Origin of the sequence: Synechococcus sp. N5 (assembly GCF_900473925.1) — a bacterium.
Classification (GTDB): Bacteria; Cyanobacteriota; Cyanobacteriia; order PCC-6307; family Cyanobiaceae; genus Parasynechococcus.
Window position 1 is genome coordinate 688,512 of record NZ_UCNI01000001.1, and the last position, 14,438, is coordinate 702,949.

The window sequence follows — 14,438 nt, forward strand, 5'->3', positions numbered from 1 at the left end:
CTTGCGCTACTGGTCTCAGTCGATAGACAGGTTCAACTGCGCATGGGGCAGAGCGTGATGACCCGGCTTTTTGATACCTATTGGCCTGGTGGTGTTCAGAGGATTCCCAGAGGACCTTTCTTCTTCTTGCAGTACCCAGCACCGATGTTCACCCAGCCAGATGGGCAAGCTTTGCCGTTGGTTGGGGCTACTTCGTAATAGATCGGAGATACGCACGTCGTCCCAAGGGTGTTCACATAACCCAGAGGGCACTGGTCGTGGCCTTCGGCCTTGGGGATTTCCTTCTGAGCCAAAGCAGGAACAGATGTGGAGGCAAGCAGTAGGCAGCTAGCGAGAAGAGCCTTCATCGCAATCAGAAGAGGAGAACGTCGCCACCTGGGTGTAGACCATGTTGAGAGGCTTGCATACTGCTCTCTAATCACAGCAGCCGCCAACGCCGATGACCGAGCGACGGATGCTCCGGAACAACGCGGTCGAAGCCTGGACCGGGATGCTGAAAACAGGTTGCCGTCTTTGCTCACCACCCGTCAGGTCACGCTGAACTGACTCCCCGTCCGCCAAGAAAGGGAGTCAGCTTTTCTGGACAGCGCCCAATGGTTAAAACGAAAAAACCATTGGAGGGAAGGCCCATGCGACTGAACTTCCCGAGACACCATCGCCTCTACCAGGCGTTCAGTGCAGTTTCAATGAGGCAACAGCGGCGACCAAATGAGTCACTAAAAAGTTTCGGCAACTGAAAACGCTGATCTGACTCCTCGCATCGCGCTCGAGACAGAGGAGTCAGTGGTGCTATCAGCGCCCAATGGTCATTGGAGAAACCATTGGATGGAAAGCCCTAACGGCAGAACTTCCGAAGACACCCTCACCCCGGACGGGGGTGCAGTCCCATGCGAATGACGCAATGGCTATGACCAAATGAGCAGCAACGAGGTTTCAACGCTGCCTCTCTCTCGTTGGGTGAAAACAGTAGGTGCGCTGTCGGCAACCAGTGCGGTGAGGGCGGATTTTGTTCTTACTTTTGTTCTAACTGCCTTTCACGGCCCAACAAGAAGAACCATGACCACCCCTAAGACCTACTGCACTGCAACAGATCAGAAGGAATAACCCAAAAGACAACGCAGGTCTGACTCCCTGCATCGCCAGAAGGGAGTCAGTGCAGTGACCAGCGCCCAATGGTCAACGGAACAACCATTGGAAAGAAGGAGCCTTCGTCTGCGCCTTCCAGTTCCACCATGGCTTAGGTGAAAAAGACCAGGGAGCGCCAATGACACGTTGAGGATGCGCAAATGACGTACCACAATGTTGTGGCGCTGATCAAACGGTTAGAGCAGCGCAATCTCGACCTACTCGTCATCCATTGGACTAGAGAAACACCACGCTGCTGCAACCAGGATCACCGGCCGAGGGGCATGACTTCAGATCCACCAAGTGATCTTCCTTTGGTCGCCAAGTCATACATGTCTTGATGAATATTGTCCGATTCATTGCTGAACCAATTGGTCAACTCTGGCTGCACAATCTTTTTGGGTCCTAGATCAATGAATGAATACTCAAGCGTGATGAAGTCACCACCAACCGTGCGATAACCGAGCTCAAGAAGCATCTGGCCGCTTGCAGATGGGACTTCAATCTGTGCTTGCGTTGCCTTGAGGCTGAGCTCCACCAACTTGCTCGCAACCGTGCCATCACCGGATGCATCCCTAATTCTGATCATTAATGCTGACCCCTTGCTCTGCCTCAGCAAGAGCTGAGTTGGCTTCCTTAGAAGCCATTGACATGAAATGGCATTGGCCTGAAGCGAGGTCTTAAAAAACGAGAGGTCGTCCTTCAGACCCTGGGTCTTTTTATGCTGCTTGAGTAAACCGAGTTTCGAGAGCAGCCACTTCATCGCTTCGTTATCAAACGAGACCGTAGATAGCCCATTTTTGGGCTGGCGAGAAAGATTCTTTTTATCGCTTAACCCGAGTATCTGTTGTTACCAAGAAACTTGAGGAATGACATTGTCGAAGTGTGAGCGTTGTAACGACCAAACGAAAACGATGAAAGCCATGACAGGGGAGAGTTGCCAGAACGCTCCATGGCTCAAGCAGACTTGATCGCACAGACTCCGCGCGGCTCATCCATCCAAAAAATCGAAGCCGGCAAATTTCTGGTGTGCGACAGCGAGAACGTGTGCTTCTTCACGCGCAGCCTCTACCTCGCCGAGGAGCAGCTGGAGGAAATGGAGCTTGGCTACCGGTTCCCGTATTCAACCAATTTCCGCAAAGCGCCCGCATGACATGTGGAGCAATTTGAGTAGCGGATTTCGCTGAATCAACTGGCTCCAATGGCTTATCTGTATCGCGTCCTGGTCTCATGCAACTAGCCCGGGACGCGGACCCATGTCAGCGGCAACTGCTGGGTCCGTTTGTCTAGCGAATCCAGCCGTTCTCCCGAGGCAAATCGAGCTTTTAGGCAGTCCGTATCAGTCGAAACCATCGCAGGGATCTACCGAAATTTTTGGCGGATCAGCACATCTTCAGAAATTTCCAGACAAGCCTGCTGAATGGCCTCATCATTGGGCCCTCAGTCGCCCGCATACCAGATGCGGTGCTGAGCAGCACGGGGAGAGCGACCCTGGGGCTGGCAGACGAGTTTCCCCGTTGAGAGCGATCAATGGGGAAACCTCTCTGTGTCTAAAAGCTGTAGAAATTCAGTGCAGCAGGCACAAATCAGTGTGACGTGACGAACGTGTTTATGCGGATACCGCATCGCTCGGGGAGGACTCGCTTCTCCTCGCGGTTCCGTGGCTCCACATCGTTAAGTCGCAGCTTGGTTGAAGGTCAGCCATCGCGGCAGAGGGAGCTGCTCAAAAACCTCGGCCACGCCCCTCCACACCTATCGATTCAATGTGTACTTGATGAGCAAATCATGAAAGAAATATAATTACCTATTTGCGATATTTAAAGCTTTGAAATCAAACAAGTAATCAAGTGCTTAAGTCGTCCAGTTATTTCATGGAGGACAGTATGCACAGTCAGAAGAACTCCCCGGCCTGCTTTTTGCGCTGGTCTGTGAGCAAGGTGACTGACAGGCTCTATGCGGTTGCAGCAACGGTTGACGGAAAGGAATACGACTTTGTCGGCAATTTCAAGAGCGTTCGAGAAGCACAACAAGCAGGCCGTCGCTACGCCGAAGACCTGGTTCACAACTCGATGGCTGGCGGTCGCCTGTCGCTGAAACAACAGCCTCTAGCCGCCTGATCGTCACCATCGGTTCGTAAGTTGAACATATGTTGGGTTCCCCTGGAGAGTGCACCTCCAGGGGGGGGGTCAGCCTGAATCCATGGAACACTTGGGCACCGCCTGAGATCCAATGGCCAGCTTCGACAAGACCACTCCGTTCATGCTGCTGGCACGAATCCACGTCAAACCCGGCTGTGTGGACCAATACCTGGAGCTGGCCCGCGTCACCGACGAAGCCGTTCAGGCATCTGAGCCAGGCATGGTTCACCACACCTTTGATCAGGACCCGGACGATCCCCAAGCATTCGTGTGGTCTGAGGTCTACGCCAACGACGAGGCATTCAGCGCCCACGTCTCCAACCCTCCCGTTCAGAAGTATCTGCAGAAGCATGCGGAGCTTGGCGATGGCTTCAGCGTTGAGGTGTACGGCACGGTGGGCGATGACTGCCGGCAGTTGATGGAGTCGTTTGGACTTCCACTCAAGATCTTTGAAACCAAGCTTGGATACAGCAGGGTCTGAACAAAAGGGCGGAAAGAATCCCTCGAGTCTTGGAAGTCATACCTATGGGTCGCTTCCTTGAGCTTGTCAAGACGAGTTTTGAGTTGCCTGGCGCGACGGGTTGTGGGTTTGTTGTCATGGCCCTTCAGCGCTGATTTGATCACGGCGATCTCCTTCTCAAGCTTCCGTCTCCTGGCAAAGGAAAACGCTTCCTGAGCAAGACCAATCAGAAAATCGCCCCGCGGGGCATAGCAAGGAGCATCTTCTATGGACTCGTTGTGTGCAGACGCCTCCTCAGGATCAATCACGGTCCAGGGCTTTTTCGGCGACATCGGCCGCCACAAGAAACACATAGGAGAGTGCATTCATGTGACTGGCCAGATCTTTGATCGACTCAACGATTTCCTTTCGCGATAAACCACTCTCCCGCTGAAGTCGAATGATCTCGTGCGTCAAACGGGTCACATGGTCGCGACCGTAGTTGTAAGCAGTCCCAAAACAATCCTCACTCTGCTCATCAGTCCTGCAGGCTGCAGCAAAATCTGAGGCAATTTTCTGGGAAAAATCTTCAACCTGACAGTAGGGCATCGCTTTCTGGATTTGCCGGAATGTATGCGAGAAAAGAATGAAGCCCCAATAACTTTTTGAACCAATGCGTTGAACTTCGAATTCTTGCTTATCAAGCAAAGACAAAACTTTATGTTTTTTCTTGGAGAAACAAAAAATTGCTCAACATCTTTCACGAAGACCTCGAACCATGCGCCGACCGATGCAAAGGTGCCCTGCCTTGGTTGGACCGTGGTCGCAAGCCAAGGCCACCAGAAGCTTCTCTCAAGCCTCGTTTTGACTGAGACAAGCTTCTTTTCCTCGAGGACAACAACAACTCATTCATCCATAGACCGTCGGACTCGCGAGCGTCGTTCAGGCCTGACCAGCGTCCTGCTCGATATAGCTCACCGTTCAAGCAGCGAATTCGCCATCGTGAAGCCGGGGCGCCGCCTCGGCAGCAGATGCTTTGCAGAGCTGTCTTCTATTTGCCGTCGCCCCACCCCTTGCCCCGTTACCGCGCCACCCACGAACCACCAGAACAGCCCGGCGGAGAAGGCTGGCTGGTGAGCGCCGAGCAGCAGAAAGTGGTGCAGTTCAAACCAGATGCATCCACCGCCCATGCCCAGTGGGTGGTGGTGCGCACCTACAGCTGGATTCCGCCCAGTCCGCCGGTGCCCCAGACACGGCGACGGATGCTGCGGCACAACGCCATCGAAGCCTGGAACACGATGCTCAAAACAGGCTGGCGACGCTGTCCACCGCCGGTGCGCTGATGAACCTCAGTGACGACTGCTGGACCGCTACTACCTATTTCGCCAACGTTGTTGAAGTTGCGATCAACCGATGACCAACGGATCCGGCACCTGGGCCAACAATCAGCCCCCAGCAGCAGCCGAAAAACTTTGGAGAGGCCTGGCTCTGGTGGGAGCTTTCCACATCGGAGGAATGCTGATCAACGTCATCTTCCAGATGATGGGCAACAACAGCCTGGATGGAATTCCAGCCAAATTCCTCGGCCTCTGAACCCATCTTCCACAACAAAATGGTTATGAGCCCCTGCAGCAGGCAGGGGTTTTTTATTGGATATCTGGGGCGCGCCAAGCGACTCAGAGCCAGGGCAATCAAAGCGAGACCCAGTCATCTCGGACTGAGCACAATTACCCATTGTTAAGGGAGATTGCGCAGCATTAAGTTCTCCTCGCATGCACGAGTCGTTCCCGGGGAGTGGGCTCTTCGGGAACCTTTTTTTGGGTAAGTTCCCATCAGGTGAGTGATGTATCCCGTAGGTGGGCCTGCGGATACATCTCCTCCTAATGAACGGCCGCTTCTCGCTAACAGCCGAGAGGAGAGGAGCAGGCGAGGGAACCTGCTCCCTATTCCCTCCAGAAGCGTTTGCAGTGGTGCTCGCGCCGGCACGATCATCGGCCATGCGGGAATGATTCTCATTGAGCTGAAATGCCTATTCCACCTCCTGAGAATTCCCTGAGAAACGCTCCAATCGCACCTCGAACGGCCCTCCACTGATCCACTCTTGAGGTGAAGGCTGTGGTGCCTTCAATGCGTCAAGCAGGAGCGGGCTGAGGGGCCGGCTCTTTTTTTGATCAGAAGGCCAGCAGTCCGCCTCACCAGCCACAAGACTGAAACCAGCCGATCCAACGCCGTGCTCCCCCAGCTCAAAGCGTTGCTGCTGGCGCTGAGCCTTTGGAGCACCCTCCCAGCATCGGCAGCCCCGATTAGCAGGGATGATCCGGAATCCAGCGACACCAACAGCAGAGGCATCTCAACCGCCCGCGGATCCGCCGTGGTGGTCACCGCCAATCCCCTCGCCAGCACGGCAGCGCTGGCTGCGTTGAAGAACGGCGGCAGCGCCATCGATGCTCTAGTCACAGCCCAGGCGGTGCTGGCGGTGGTGGAACCCCAGAGCTCCGGCATGGCGGGTGGTGGTTTTCTGCTGCACTGGGATGCCAAGCAACGCCAGCTTGCAGTGCTGGATGGCCGTGAAGTGGCCCCCGAACGCAGCCGCCCAGGCGATCTGCTCGACACAGCGGGGGATCCCCTCCCCTGGCGTCAGGCCACCAGCCAAGCCAACGCCATCGGCATTCCCGGCACCGTGGCCCTGCTCTGGGAGGCCCATCAAAACCATGGCCATCTGCCCTGGAGCGAAACCCTGCAACCGGCGATCCGCCTGGCCAGCAAAGGCTTTCTGCCGAGCCCGCGTCTGTTGCGCTCCATTCGCCTGGCCCAGCGTTTCGGCGTGGCCCACAGTCCTGAGTTTCAAGCGCTCTACCTGCCCGGCGGACAGCCACCAGCAGCGGATCAACCCTTCCACAACCCAGCCCTGGCACGCACCCTGAAACTGCTGGCCAGGAAAGGAGGACCAGCCTTTTATCAAGGGCCTCTGGCGCAGCAGATCCTGGACGGGGTGAATGCCCTGCAGGCCAGCGAGCCGAACTTCCGCGGCTGGAGTTCCGCTGATCTAAGCAGCTATGCCGTGGTCCGGCGAACTCCCCTCTGCAGCCAGCAGATGCAGCACCGGATCTGCACGGTGCCGCCCCCCAGCAGCGGTGGCTTAGCGCTGCTGCAAAGCCTGGCGCTGCTGAACCAGACCACCAACCTGGCCAACTCCAGCGCAGCTGAGCCGCAGGTGTGGCAGCAGCTGGCCCGCGCCCAGGCCTGGGCCGATGTCGACCGCCTCTATTGGGTGCACGACCCCATCGATGGCTCGGTTCCCAGCACGGCGTTGCTGGATCCGGCCTACATCAACAGCCGGGCCAGAGCCATGCAGGGCGCCAACGGCGAAAGGCCAACGCCGGGATTGCCGCCAGGCATCGATCGCTATCCCTACGGCCGGCCAGATCAGGGCATCGAACAGGGCACCAGCCAGGTCACCATCGTGGATGCCAGCGGCAACATTGCCTCCTACACCTCCTCGGTGGAGACGATCTTCGGGAGTCGGCACCTTGTGGGAGGCATGGTGATGAACAATCAGCTCACCGATTTCGCCTTCAAGCCCAGCCTTGGCGGCAAACCGGTCGCCAACCGCCGGCTGCCCGGACGACGGCCGATGTCGTCGATGGCGCCGACGCTGGTGTTCCGCAAGGGCGAGCCGGTGCTGGCCCTCGGCAGCCCCGGCGGCCGCAGCATTCCCCATCTGCTCAGCCGGGTGCTGCTGGCATCCCTGATCTGGAACGAACCGCCGGCGCGGGCGGTGGGCCTTCCCCATCTCTCACGCCGGGGCACAACGCTGGTGCTGGAAAGCGATCCGCCGCTGCCCTGGCCATTTCCGCTGCAGCAGCTCAAAAGCGAAGCAAGCCCGCGGCGTCAGAGCATCGGCAGCGGCACCGCTCTGATTCAAAAAATCGGTGCTGGCTGGCAGGGGGCCGCTGATCCGCGCCGCGAAGGAACGGCCCTGGGCCTGCCATGATCCAGCCATCAAGCGATCAACCCTTGGAGCGCAGGTGCGTGAAGCTGGGCACGCCATTGCCCCAGGTACGGGTGATGGCCAAAATCAATGCCCCGATCAAGGCCAGGTTCATCGCAAAGCCGCTGTCCACCGGGAAGGTGTGGAAGATCAGCGTGGTGGGCACCAGGAACAGCAGCAGCAGCGAGGCCCCCAGCACCGTGTTGCTGCCGAACACCAGCAGGATCGATCCGGCGATCAGCACCACGATCGCCGCCACGAGCAACACAGAAGCCAGGGGTTCGGGGATGCCCTTGGAGGCGATGAAGCCTGCGGTTTCAGCGAAGTTGGTGAACTTGGCCGGCAGGGCATTCACGAACACGGCCGCCATCAGCACCCGGCCGAGGAAATCGAACAGCTTCGAAGCAGTCATGGGGATCAAGAGCCCGCAGGCAGATCAGTCATGAGGAGCACCCTAGAGAGAAACTGTTCAGCAAGAACAGTCATGCACCAGCAGAGGATGGGCTGATTCAGGGATGGAGATCAGCCGTCAAAGGCGGTAAGACGGAGTTCAGCAGGGTCGGGATGGGCCGAGCTCGATGCTGGAGATCAGACCCTTCACACCTGCCGACCTCGACGTGGTCACGGCCCTGGCCCGTGAGCAGGATTTCGCCCCAGGAATCGGCGACATCGAGATCTACGCCAACACCGATCGCCAGGGGATTTGGCTCGCTTGGCAAGACAACGCACCGGTGGGCTGCATCGCTGCAGTCACCTACAACCCCGACTACGCCTTCATCGGGCTGTTCGTGGTGAAGCCGGAGCATCGGGGCAAAGGAATCGGGCATCAGCTCTGGCAACACGCCTTAAAAACCCTGAGCAGCGTGCAGTGCATCGGCCTGGAGGCCGCGGTGCAGATGGTGGGCTTCTACGAACGCGCTGGATTTCAGAAGGACTGCATCACCACCCGCCGGCAGATGCTGTTCCGGAGCGAGGCATCACTGGACGCAAGCCCCAGCCAGCGCAGCGACGTTGCCGTCGTGCCCTTGAGCGAGGTGTCGCTGGAGGCGATTCAGCGCTACGACGAACGCCATGAGATCAGCCCAAGGCCCCACTTCCTTGAGCTTTGGCTCCGCCACAGAGCCGGAGATGTGTTCGCGGCGAGGGATGCCGAGGGCGAATGCCATGGCTACGTGCGCATTCGGCCTTGCCTGCTGCCGATCGGCGAGGGCTGGCGGGTGGGCCCCTGGCTCGCCGAAGACCCCGGCATGGCCTCGCTGTTGCTGAACAACGCCCTGGACCACCACAACGGTGTCGTCCTGATCGACACCCCCGGCCACAACCCGAGCGCCAAAACCATCCTCAGCGCCAGGGGCTTCAAACCGATGACGTCAACGGTGCGGATGTACAAGGGCGTGATCCCCAGGGGGCACGACCGCAACGTTTACGGCCTGGCCTGCCTCGAGCTGGGGTGATCGCTGAACGATCACTCCACCAGGAATTCGCTGCGCAAAGCCCGCGCATCCTGAATCCGCTGCCCCACCGCGAGCTGGCGGAGGCGGGTGTTCAGCCAGGCGCGCAGTCGGGTGGACGACACCGACTTGTTGAGCAGACCGTCCGAAGGCTCAGGCGTGCCGAAGGGAATGGTCATCAGCCACGCGCGGTGGTTCAGGCTAATCAGATCGCAGCCACGCCAGCCCCACTTTCAGCTGGTTCTGCCCTGAAAGGCAATGCGTGTTCGTGCTGATTGCCAGGGCCTGGCCCAGCCCCAAGACTGTGTGCATCGAGATCGGAGGCGTCCATGCGAGACGACGGTCCAACCGAGCAGACGTCAGAAGCAAGCTGACTTTCAGGCCCCTGCTCCAACAGTTTTCACACCTCTTGTTGGGTGCGCCCTTCGACAGGCCTTGTGCGAAAGGCCAGGCCGATCGGCACTCCATTTGCACCGTGCCAGGTGCCCTAAGGAGCTCCCATCACCCGACCCCTTGGAACATGGCCCCAGGCGCCATAAGCCAGACGCTTCGACCTTCCTTCAGCCACATCTGATGGATTGCGTCATGCACAAACGAGCGAGTTAGGCCGCCTGTTCAACGGAACGGGACGGCCACACCAACCCTGAACACCATCGTTCAGACACAGACCCCCGGCCCCTCCGTCACAGGGACCGGGGGTCTGCTGCTGATTCAGGCCTTGCGCTTTTGATCGGCCTGCCGCAGTTGCTCACGAAGGATGATCGGATCATCACAGTGGGATCTGCGATAGAGCGCTTTGATCTTGCGTGACTCCTCATCGAGCAACTCCAGCTCAACCGCGTCTGCCATTCCCACGGTGAAATCTTCGATCTGGCGGTCTTCAAACTGATTCTCCAGAGCCATCAACTCTTTCAACGAATCACTCATATACAGACAACTCGACGCCATCAATTTGAGGTTTTCCCGGATCTTGATGTCGGCCTGCTCGCGAACATCGCGCGCCTTTTCCAGCGTGGCAATCAGATCACCACTGGCCGCCTCTTCAATCGTTGCTGCAGACACCGTTGAGGTTGTTGCACAACCGAGCACCAGCACCAGCAACAACGCCAGAACGGATTGCAGAACCTTCATCGAACCCCCACAAGACAGTTCACGTTAAGGGGAGTCATCAGACGACGTCCCCTCAGATGAGGGAGACATCGTTTTGGATCACCACTCCACAACCCCTCAAGTGGGTGATGTGTGGATCCCAGGTTTTGCCGATGCTGATGGAACACGAGGCGAGGAGCACCGAAAACCATGACCAACACAACCGCCAAAGCTCAATTGCTCGATCTGCTGATCGAACCGCTGAAGGGATGCAAAGGGCTTTATGCCCATCGGCAGAACCTGATGCAACGGGTGATGCGCATGCCCGATCTGAAAGTGCACGATCACATCGATCGGCTCAAGGCCAGCCATTTCCCAGGCACCTGAACCATCAAGAGTCAAAGAGCTCAATTCTTAAGGAATGCTGAGAGACGCAAAGAAAGCCAAACCCGTATCGGTTGTCGCAGCCCGGTCCAAACACGAATCCGTAAGACAGCTGCAGTTTCAAGCGTGATCCCATGGCCGAAACCCTGCATCTGCCCTACTCCGTTCAAGGGAATGGAACCGTGGAATCGATCGGCAATCACCTGTATCGGGTCTGCGGACCAGCCGGATGCACCGTTGTGATGGGGCTCAGCAACGCCCTGTACCTGAGTCGCAACGTGCCTGAAGTGGAACACAACCACCAGTCACATAAATGACAAAAAAAATCGCCCCAGCCATGGAGCGATTCATCAAGCCGAAGCGATCCCCATCACCCGGCTCACAGCACCAGATCTTGATGCGTTGGCTCGATAATACTCATCAAGCCCCAGATCTAGGGGGAGCACGATTACTTATGCAGGGCTCCTTGATCACACATCAACGCTGCATGTGGTGGCCATCGGGGTTATGTTGAGAGACCCCATCACCCGGCCCGCCCACTTCGGCGGGCTTTTTTGTGGCAACACCCCAGATGTAGCGCTGGTGCAAAACCTGCAAAGGGAGTCCATAAAAAAGGAAGGGTTCCCTAGTCCCTCCCCTGTTCGACGCAGTTTCCCCCTGTTCTGAGCTGGGGTTACCAGTTCATTCTGTATCGCGAGGAACCAAACGGCATCGGTGATTGCACCTAGCGAAGGTCGCATCAGCGATCAAGCAGGCCAGCATCGATCTTGGCGTCGGGATTGAGCTTGATCAGCATCCAAAGCAACATCGACGAGCAATCGTGATCACTCACGCCGTAGTCATATTTCCAGTCAGCCACCATCCCCTTGAGCTCATGCTGAGCCTGAGTGATGAACTCATCGTTCCATTCCTGCGCCAATCGATTCAGTCCTCTTCCAGATCCTCTTCTGTGACGTAGAAGGGCTCATCAGAACCGGGCTGATCGTTCTCCAGCACGAGCACCTTGAGCGAATCATCGCTCTCAAACACAAACAGGCCGTCCTCGTCGGGATGAACACCCTTCATCTCAGGGTGGTGGTTGACGAGGCGCTTGAGGCGGCGCTTCTCACTCCAGAACTTGCTCCCCTTTTCAACCAGATAAACCGTCAGAGCCAAGTTCACCAGCACAAGGGCGAGGAACTCCAAGGCCTGCATAGATCAAAACCGGGTTGCGATGACCCTAGCGATAGAAGCAGGGAGCGCCACAGCAAGCGATACCAAGCGTCCAAAGGCACAGGGAGAGCGGGACAGGGCAGCGACGGCGGCTCATAATGAGAATGATTCTCGGATGTCGAGGAGGTTGCGATGGGCCAGGTGTGCCTGATTTCAGGCCCTCCGGGGTGCGGGAAAACAACTTGGGCGCTCCAAAGGCTTCAGCAGCATCAAGGTCCCTGCGCCTACATGCGGCTGGAGGGAGAGAAGGCAGCGGGGCTTGAACAGGGGGAAGACAGCGGAATCGACCTGACCTGGCTCAAGGACCAGGTGCCCAGGCTCGAGGAACCGGCAACAGCCAACGCAACGGATCTGAAGCAGGACAACGATGGGCTGACCCTGATCGAAGTGCAGCAGTTCCATCCCCCCAGCCAGGAGGGCATTGCAGGGCTCGGAGACGAGGTTCGGTCCAAGCTGGAGGCCTTGCAGTTGCACCCCGACATACTCCTGCACTTCGGGCGAGACCCAGAATTGCCTGCGAAGGACACATTGGAGTTCAGCAGGCTTGAGGCCTGGCATACCTCTCTTTCGGGTTGTGTCTGGGATCCCAACAGCCTGAGCAGCTTCTGGTTTGAACTGGTGAACGGTGCCTACGGCGATGTGTACCGCGCCAAAGGCCTGATGAATCTTCCTCACGGGCGGGCATTTTTCTGCAATTGGATGGTGAGCCAGGAGTCATCCCAGTTCCTGCCCCTGGACGCCACGGCACCTCCGCAGGGTCGCCCCAGTCGAACCTCAGAGCTCGTTGTTCAGGGCAAGGCACTCAACCCCGAAGACATTCAATCCACCATCAACGACTGTCTGCTCGCGGATGACGTGCTCGCCATGCAGCAACAACAACCCACATCGCAGGGCTGATTGACATGAACCACGCCGTCATCTCCTGTTTGCACGCCAACCTTGCCGCCGTAGAGGCGGTGCTCGACGACATCGACTCCCAGGGCATCCAAACCATCACCTGCCTTGGCGACCTTGTTGGCTACGGACCCCAGCCCAATGAAGTGGTGGAAATGGTGCGTCAGCGGGAGATTCCCAGCTGCCAGGGGTGCTGGGACGAGGACATCATTGACGGTCTGAATGCTTGTGAATGCAGCTATCCCTCCCAGCTGGCGGAACGACGAGGCCATCGCGCCCATCAATGGACAGCCGAGCTGCTGACGGAGGAGAACAAGGCCTTTCTGGCTGAACTTCCGATGACACTGCGGCGCGACAAGCTGCTGTTTGTGCATGGCAGTCCGAACAGTCAGCACGAATATCTGTTGCCTGACATGAACGCTTTTGCGGCCCTTGAACGGGTGGAAACAGCAGGAGCGGAAACCTTGTTCTGCGGCCACACCCACCAGCCCTTTGTGCGCGAACTACGGCAGGGGTCCATTCGGGTGAAGGTGCAACAACGCGACCAAGGCGCACCAACAGAACAGGAACTGGAACTGCCGATGCGGCGGATCGTTAACGCTGGTTCTGTGGGGGAACCGCGTCATGGCAGCACCAAGGCCACCTATGTGATCCATAACGACAACACCGGAGAGGTGACGATTCGCGAGGTCGACTACGACGTCGCCAAAACCTGTCGAGCGATCGTTGATGCGGGCTTACCTGAGGTGTTTGCCTGGAGGCTCAGCCACGGCTTCGAATACGCCGAGCGGGCTGAAGACGCCAGCCACGTGTGTGAGCGCTGATGGAACGCTGGGCCCTGGTGAGTGGTCTCCAAGGAGACCTGGATCTGTACGAACAGATTCAGAAGGAGTTGAAGCAACAACGGGGTGTTGCCAATCTCTTCATTCTCGGTGATCTGATCGGATCACAACACAAGTGCAATGCTCTGCTCGAGCGGCTAAGGCAGCCACAGCGCGCTGATCTTCCGCCCGAATGCATCTACGGCTGGTGGGAAGAGCAGCTTCTTGCGGAGTGTGGTTACCGCGGCGAACGCAAGGCTGAAAGCCTTAGAGCAGAACAAGGCGAGGCGGCGGTCAGAGAACTTCTCGCTGCAGTAGAGGCCGACCATCTCAACTGGCTTGCATCGCTGCAGTTCGGATTCATCGAACTCGACTGCGCTTTGATTCATGGCAGCTCCTCTGACGTCGGCGACCGGCTGACGGAAGACACTTCAGCCTTGGTACTTCTGGATCGGCTGACGCGGCTGGATGTGAACCGGCTGTTTACGGCGCGCTGTCAACGTCAGTTCCGACTGGAGCTTTCCGGTGGATCCATCCAATCCCACATCAAAGACCATGCCGGTGAACAGCAGAGCGAACAGGCTGTGCCCAAACGAAGCGTGATCGGCATTGGCGGGGGGAAGCACTACACCCTCTACGACCCCGCCACCGATCACATCGAATTTCGAATTGCGGGAGAACCTTCCAACGCTTCGGGGAGGGGCTTTGGCTGAATGCAACATCTCGAGATGTTCGGTCGCATCAACTGCTGAGTGAGTTGCTCGCCTGATCACAAGAACGTCGTTTCACAACCTTTGATCAGAAAGATCACCTCTGTTTTCGGACCCAATGACCACTGAACCAGCCACCGCCAACGTCCCCGTCACCATTCTCAGCGGCTTCCTCGGAGCGGGG

20 protein-coding genes are annotated in these 14,438 nt (G+C 57.6%); 12 read left to right on the top strand and 8 right to left on the bottom strand.

All coding sequences use genetic code 11. The features are described from left to right. Positions 1 to 95: 95 nt before the first annotated feature. Positions 96 to 347 (bottom strand): hypothetical protein, encoded by a 252-nt coding sequence (locus DXY03_RS12590; RefSeq protein ID WP_115009198.1) that lies wholly within the window; start codon positions 345 to 347, stop codon positions 96 to 98. A 1,046-nt stretch (positions 348 to 1,393) separates the two neighbouring features. Further along, positions 1,394 to 1,888 carry a hypothetical protein gene (locus DXY03_RS04045; protein WP_115009200.1) on the bottom strand — a complete coding sequence of 165 codons (495 nt, stop codon included), beginning with the start codon at positions 1,886 to 1,888 and terminating at the stop codon, positions 1,394 to 1,396. 189 nt (positions 1,889 to 2,077) lie between these two features. On the opposite strand from DXY03_RS04045, the gene DXY03_RS04050 reads away from it, so the two are divergent. The 3 genes from DXY03_RS04050 (at position 2,078) to DXY03_RS04060 (ending at position 3,744) form a co-directional block, all read left to right on the top strand. Beyond that, a complete protein-coding gene (locus tag DXY03_RS04050; protein ID WP_115009201.1) occupies positions 2,078 to 2,278 on the top strand; it encodes a hypothetical protein in 201 nt (66 codons plus the stop codon). A 775-nt stretch (positions 2,279 to 3,053) separates the two neighbouring features. Beyond that, the gene (locus tag DXY03_RS04055; protein ID WP_083757090.1) at positions 3,054 to 3,242 is read left to right on the top strand and encodes a hypothetical protein; all 189 of its coding nucleotides are present in this window, start codon (positions 3,054 to 3,056) and stop codon (positions 3,240 to 3,242) included. Between the two features lie 112 nt (positions 3,243 to 3,354). Then, the gene (locus DXY03_RS04060; protein WP_115009202.1) at positions 3,355 to 3,744 is read left to right on the top strand and encodes a putative quinol monooxygenase; all 390 of its coding nucleotides are present in this window, start codon (positions 3,355 to 3,357) and stop codon (positions 3,742 to 3,744) included. A 279-nt stretch (positions 3,745 to 4,023) separates the two neighbouring features. Here DXY03_RS04060 and DXY03_RS04070 read toward each other — a convergent pair whose 3' ends face one another. Next, the gene (locus DXY03_RS04070; protein WP_244272274.1) at positions 4,024 to 4,416 is read right to left on the bottom strand and encodes a hypothetical protein; all 393 of its coding nucleotides are present in this window, start codon (positions 4,414 to 4,416) and stop codon (positions 4,024 to 4,026) included. 359 nt (positions 4,417 to 4,775) lie between these two features. Here DXY03_RS04070 and DXY03_RS04075 point away from each other — a divergent pair, with 359 nt between their 5' ends. The 3 genes from DXY03_RS04075 to DXY03_RS04085 all read left to right on the top strand — a co-directional run bounded on the left by DXY03_RS04075 (position 4,776) and on the right by DXY03_RS04085 (position 7,696). Then, entirely contained in the window at positions 4,776 to 5,045 is a 270-nt protein-coding gene (locus tag DXY03_RS04075) for a DUF1651 domain-containing protein (protein WP_244272276.1), read from the top strand. 70 nt (positions 5,046 to 5,115) lie between these two features. Continuing rightward, entirely contained in the window at positions 5,116 to 5,295 is a 180-nt protein-coding gene (locus DXY03_RS04080; RefSeq protein ID WP_115009204.1) for a hypothetical protein, read from the top strand. Between the two features lie 637 nt (positions 5,296 to 5,932). Continuing rightward, positions 5,933 to 7,696, top strand: a complete 1,764-nt coding sequence (locus DXY03_RS04085) for a gamma-glutamyltransferase family protein (RefSeq protein WP_170951962.1) — start codon at positions 5,933 to 5,935, stop codon at positions 7,694 to 7,696. A gap of 16 nt (positions 7,697 to 7,712) precedes the next feature. On the opposite strand, the gene DXY03_RS04090 is transcribed toward DXY03_RS04085, so the two are convergent. Beyond that, the gene (locus DXY03_RS04090) at positions 7,713 to 8,105 is read right to left on the bottom strand and encodes a DoxX family protein (RefSeq protein WP_115009206.1); all 393 of its coding nucleotides are present in this window, start codon (positions 8,103 to 8,105) and stop codon (positions 7,713 to 7,715) included. Positions 8,106 to 8,271: 166 nt separating this feature from the next. On the opposite strand from DXY03_RS04090, the gene DXY03_RS04095 reads away from it, so the two are divergent. Beyond that, entirely contained in the window at positions 8,272 to 9,147 is an 876-nt protein-coding gene (locus DXY03_RS04095; RefSeq protein ID WP_115009207.1) for a GNAT family N-acetyltransferase, read from the top strand. Between the two features lie 11 nt (positions 9,148 to 9,158). Here the strand turns inward: DXY03_RS04095 and DXY03_RS12170 are convergent, their stop codons facing one another. Together DXY03_RS12170 and DXY03_RS04100 are read right to left on the bottom strand one after the other, a co-directional pair. Next, on the bottom strand, positions 9,159 to 9,323 hold the full coding sequence (locus tag DXY03_RS12170; protein WP_011364523.1) for a hypothetical protein: 165 nt from the start codon (positions 9,321 to 9,323) through the stop codon (positions 9,159 to 9,161). Positions 9,324 to 9,855: 532 nt separating this feature from the next. Next, complete coding sequence (locus tag DXY03_RS04100) at positions 9,856 to 10,275, bottom strand: hypothetical protein (protein WP_115009208.1); 420 nt, start codon at positions 10,273 to 10,275, stop codon at positions 9,856 to 9,858. Positions 10,276 to 10,443: 168 nt separating this feature from the next. Between DXY03_RS04100 and DXY03_RS12175 the strand changes: the two genes are divergently transcribed. Then, on the top strand, positions 10,444 to 10,620 hold the full coding sequence (locus DXY03_RS12175) for a hypothetical protein (protein WP_170951963.1): 177 nt from the start codon (positions 10,444 to 10,446) through the stop codon (positions 10,618 to 10,620). 131 nt (positions 10,621 to 10,751) lie between these two features. Continuing rightward, a complete protein-coding gene (locus tag DXY03_RS04105) occupies positions 10,752 to 10,934 on the top strand; it encodes a hypothetical protein (RefSeq protein ID WP_115009209.1) in 183 nt (60 codons plus the stop codon). A 422-nt stretch (positions 10,935 to 11,356) separates the two neighbouring features. Here the strand turns inward: DXY03_RS04105 and DXY03_RS04110 are convergent, their stop codons facing one another. Both DXY03_RS04110 and DXY03_RS04115 read right to left on the bottom strand, forming a co-directional pair. Next, positions 11,357 to 11,536, bottom strand: a complete 180-nt coding sequence (locus tag DXY03_RS04110; RefSeq protein WP_115009210.1) for a hypothetical protein — start codon at positions 11,534 to 11,536, stop codon at positions 11,357 to 11,359. A 5-nt stretch (positions 11,537 to 11,541) separates the two neighbouring features. Further along, the gene (locus DXY03_RS04115) at positions 11,542 to 11,811 is read right to left on the bottom strand and encodes a hypothetical protein (protein WP_115009211.1); all 270 of its coding nucleotides are present in this window, start codon (positions 11,809 to 11,811) and stop codon (positions 11,542 to 11,544) included. Positions 11,812 to 11,961: 150 nt separating this feature from the next. Between DXY03_RS04115 and DXY03_RS04120 the strand changes: the two genes are divergently transcribed. Genes DXY03_RS04120 through DXY03_RS04130 form a run of 3 tightly spaced genes read left to right on the top strand, consistent with a single transcriptional unit; the run spans position 11,962 to position 14,257 of the window. After that, the gene (locus DXY03_RS04120; protein WP_115009212.1) at positions 11,962 to 12,726 is read left to right on the top strand and encodes a GTP-binding protein; all 765 of its coding nucleotides are present in this window, start codon (positions 11,962 to 11,964) and stop codon (positions 12,724 to 12,726) included. A 5-nt stretch (positions 12,727 to 12,731) separates the two neighbouring features. After that, entirely contained in the window at positions 12,732 to 13,547 is an 816-nt protein-coding gene (locus tag DXY03_RS04125; RefSeq protein ID WP_115009213.1) for a metallophosphoesterase, read from the top strand. Next, complete coding sequence (locus DXY03_RS04130) at positions 13,547 to 14,257, top strand: phosphoesterase (RefSeq protein WP_115009214.1); 711 nt, start codon at positions 13,547 to 13,549, stop codon at positions 14,255 to 14,257. Before DXY03_RS04125 ends, DXY03_RS04130 begins: the two co-directional genes overlap by 1 nt. Positions 14,258 to 14,438 lie beyond the last annotated feature (181 nt).

Coding starts and splice junctions, on each gene's coding strand:
- DXY03_RS04045 (WP_115009200.1), bottom strand. CDS start 1,888: ATGAAGTGGCTGCTCTCGAAACTCGGTTTACTCAAGCAGCATAAAAAG.
- DXY03_RS12175 (WP_170951963.1), top strand. CDS start 10,444: ATGACCAACACAACCGCCAAAGCTCAATTGCTCGATCTGCTGATCGAA.
- DXY03_RS04115 (WP_115009211.1), bottom strand. CDS start 11,811: ATGCAGGCCTTGGAGTTCCTCGCCCTTGTGCTGGTGAACTTGGCTCTG.
- DXY03_RS04100 (WP_115009208.1), bottom strand. CDS start 10,275: ATGAAGGTTCTGCAATCCGTTCTGGCGTTGTTGCTGGTGCTGGTGCTC.
- DXY03_RS04105 (WP_115009209.1), top strand. CDS start 10,752: ATGGCCGAAACCCTGCATCTGCCCTACTCCGTTCAAGGGAATGGAACC.
- DXY03_RS04050 (WP_115009201.1), top strand. CDS start 2,078: ATGGCTCAAGCAGACTTGATCGCACAGACTCCGCGCGGCTCATCCATC.
- DXY03_RS12170 (WP_011364523.1), bottom strand. CDS start 9,323: ATGACCATTCCCTTCGGCACGCCTGAGCCTTCGGACGGTCTGCTCAAC.
- DXY03_RS04090 (WP_115009206.1), bottom strand. CDS start 8,105: ATGACTGCTTCGAAGCTGTTCGATTTCCTCGGCCGGGTGCTGATGGCG.
- DXY03_RS04130 (WP_115009214.1), top strand. CDS start 13,547: ATGGAACGCTGGGCCCTGGTGAGTGGTCTCCAAGGAGACCTGGATCTG.
- DXY03_RS04095 (WP_115009207.1), top strand. CDS start 8,272: ATGCTGGAGATCAGACCCTTCACACCTGCCGACCTCGACGTGGTCACG.
- DXY03_RS04080 (WP_115009204.1), top strand. CDS start 5,116: ATGACCAACGGATCCGGCACCTGGGCCAACAATCAGCCCCCAGCAGCA.
- DXY03_RS12590 (WP_115009198.1), bottom strand. CDS start 347: ATGAAGGCTCTTCTCGCTAGCTGCCTACTGCTTGCCTCCACATCTGTT.
- DXY03_RS04060 (WP_115009202.1), top strand. CDS start 3,355: ATGGCCAGCTTCGACAAGACCACTCCGTTCATGCTGCTGGCACGAATC.
- DXY03_RS04120 (WP_115009212.1), top strand. CDS start 11,962: ATGGGCCAGGTGTGCCTGATTTCAGGCCCTCCGGGGTGCGGGAAAACA.
- DXY03_RS04125 (WP_115009213.1), top strand. CDS start 12,732: ATGAACCACGCCGTCATCTCCTGTTTGCACGCCAACCTTGCCGCCGTA.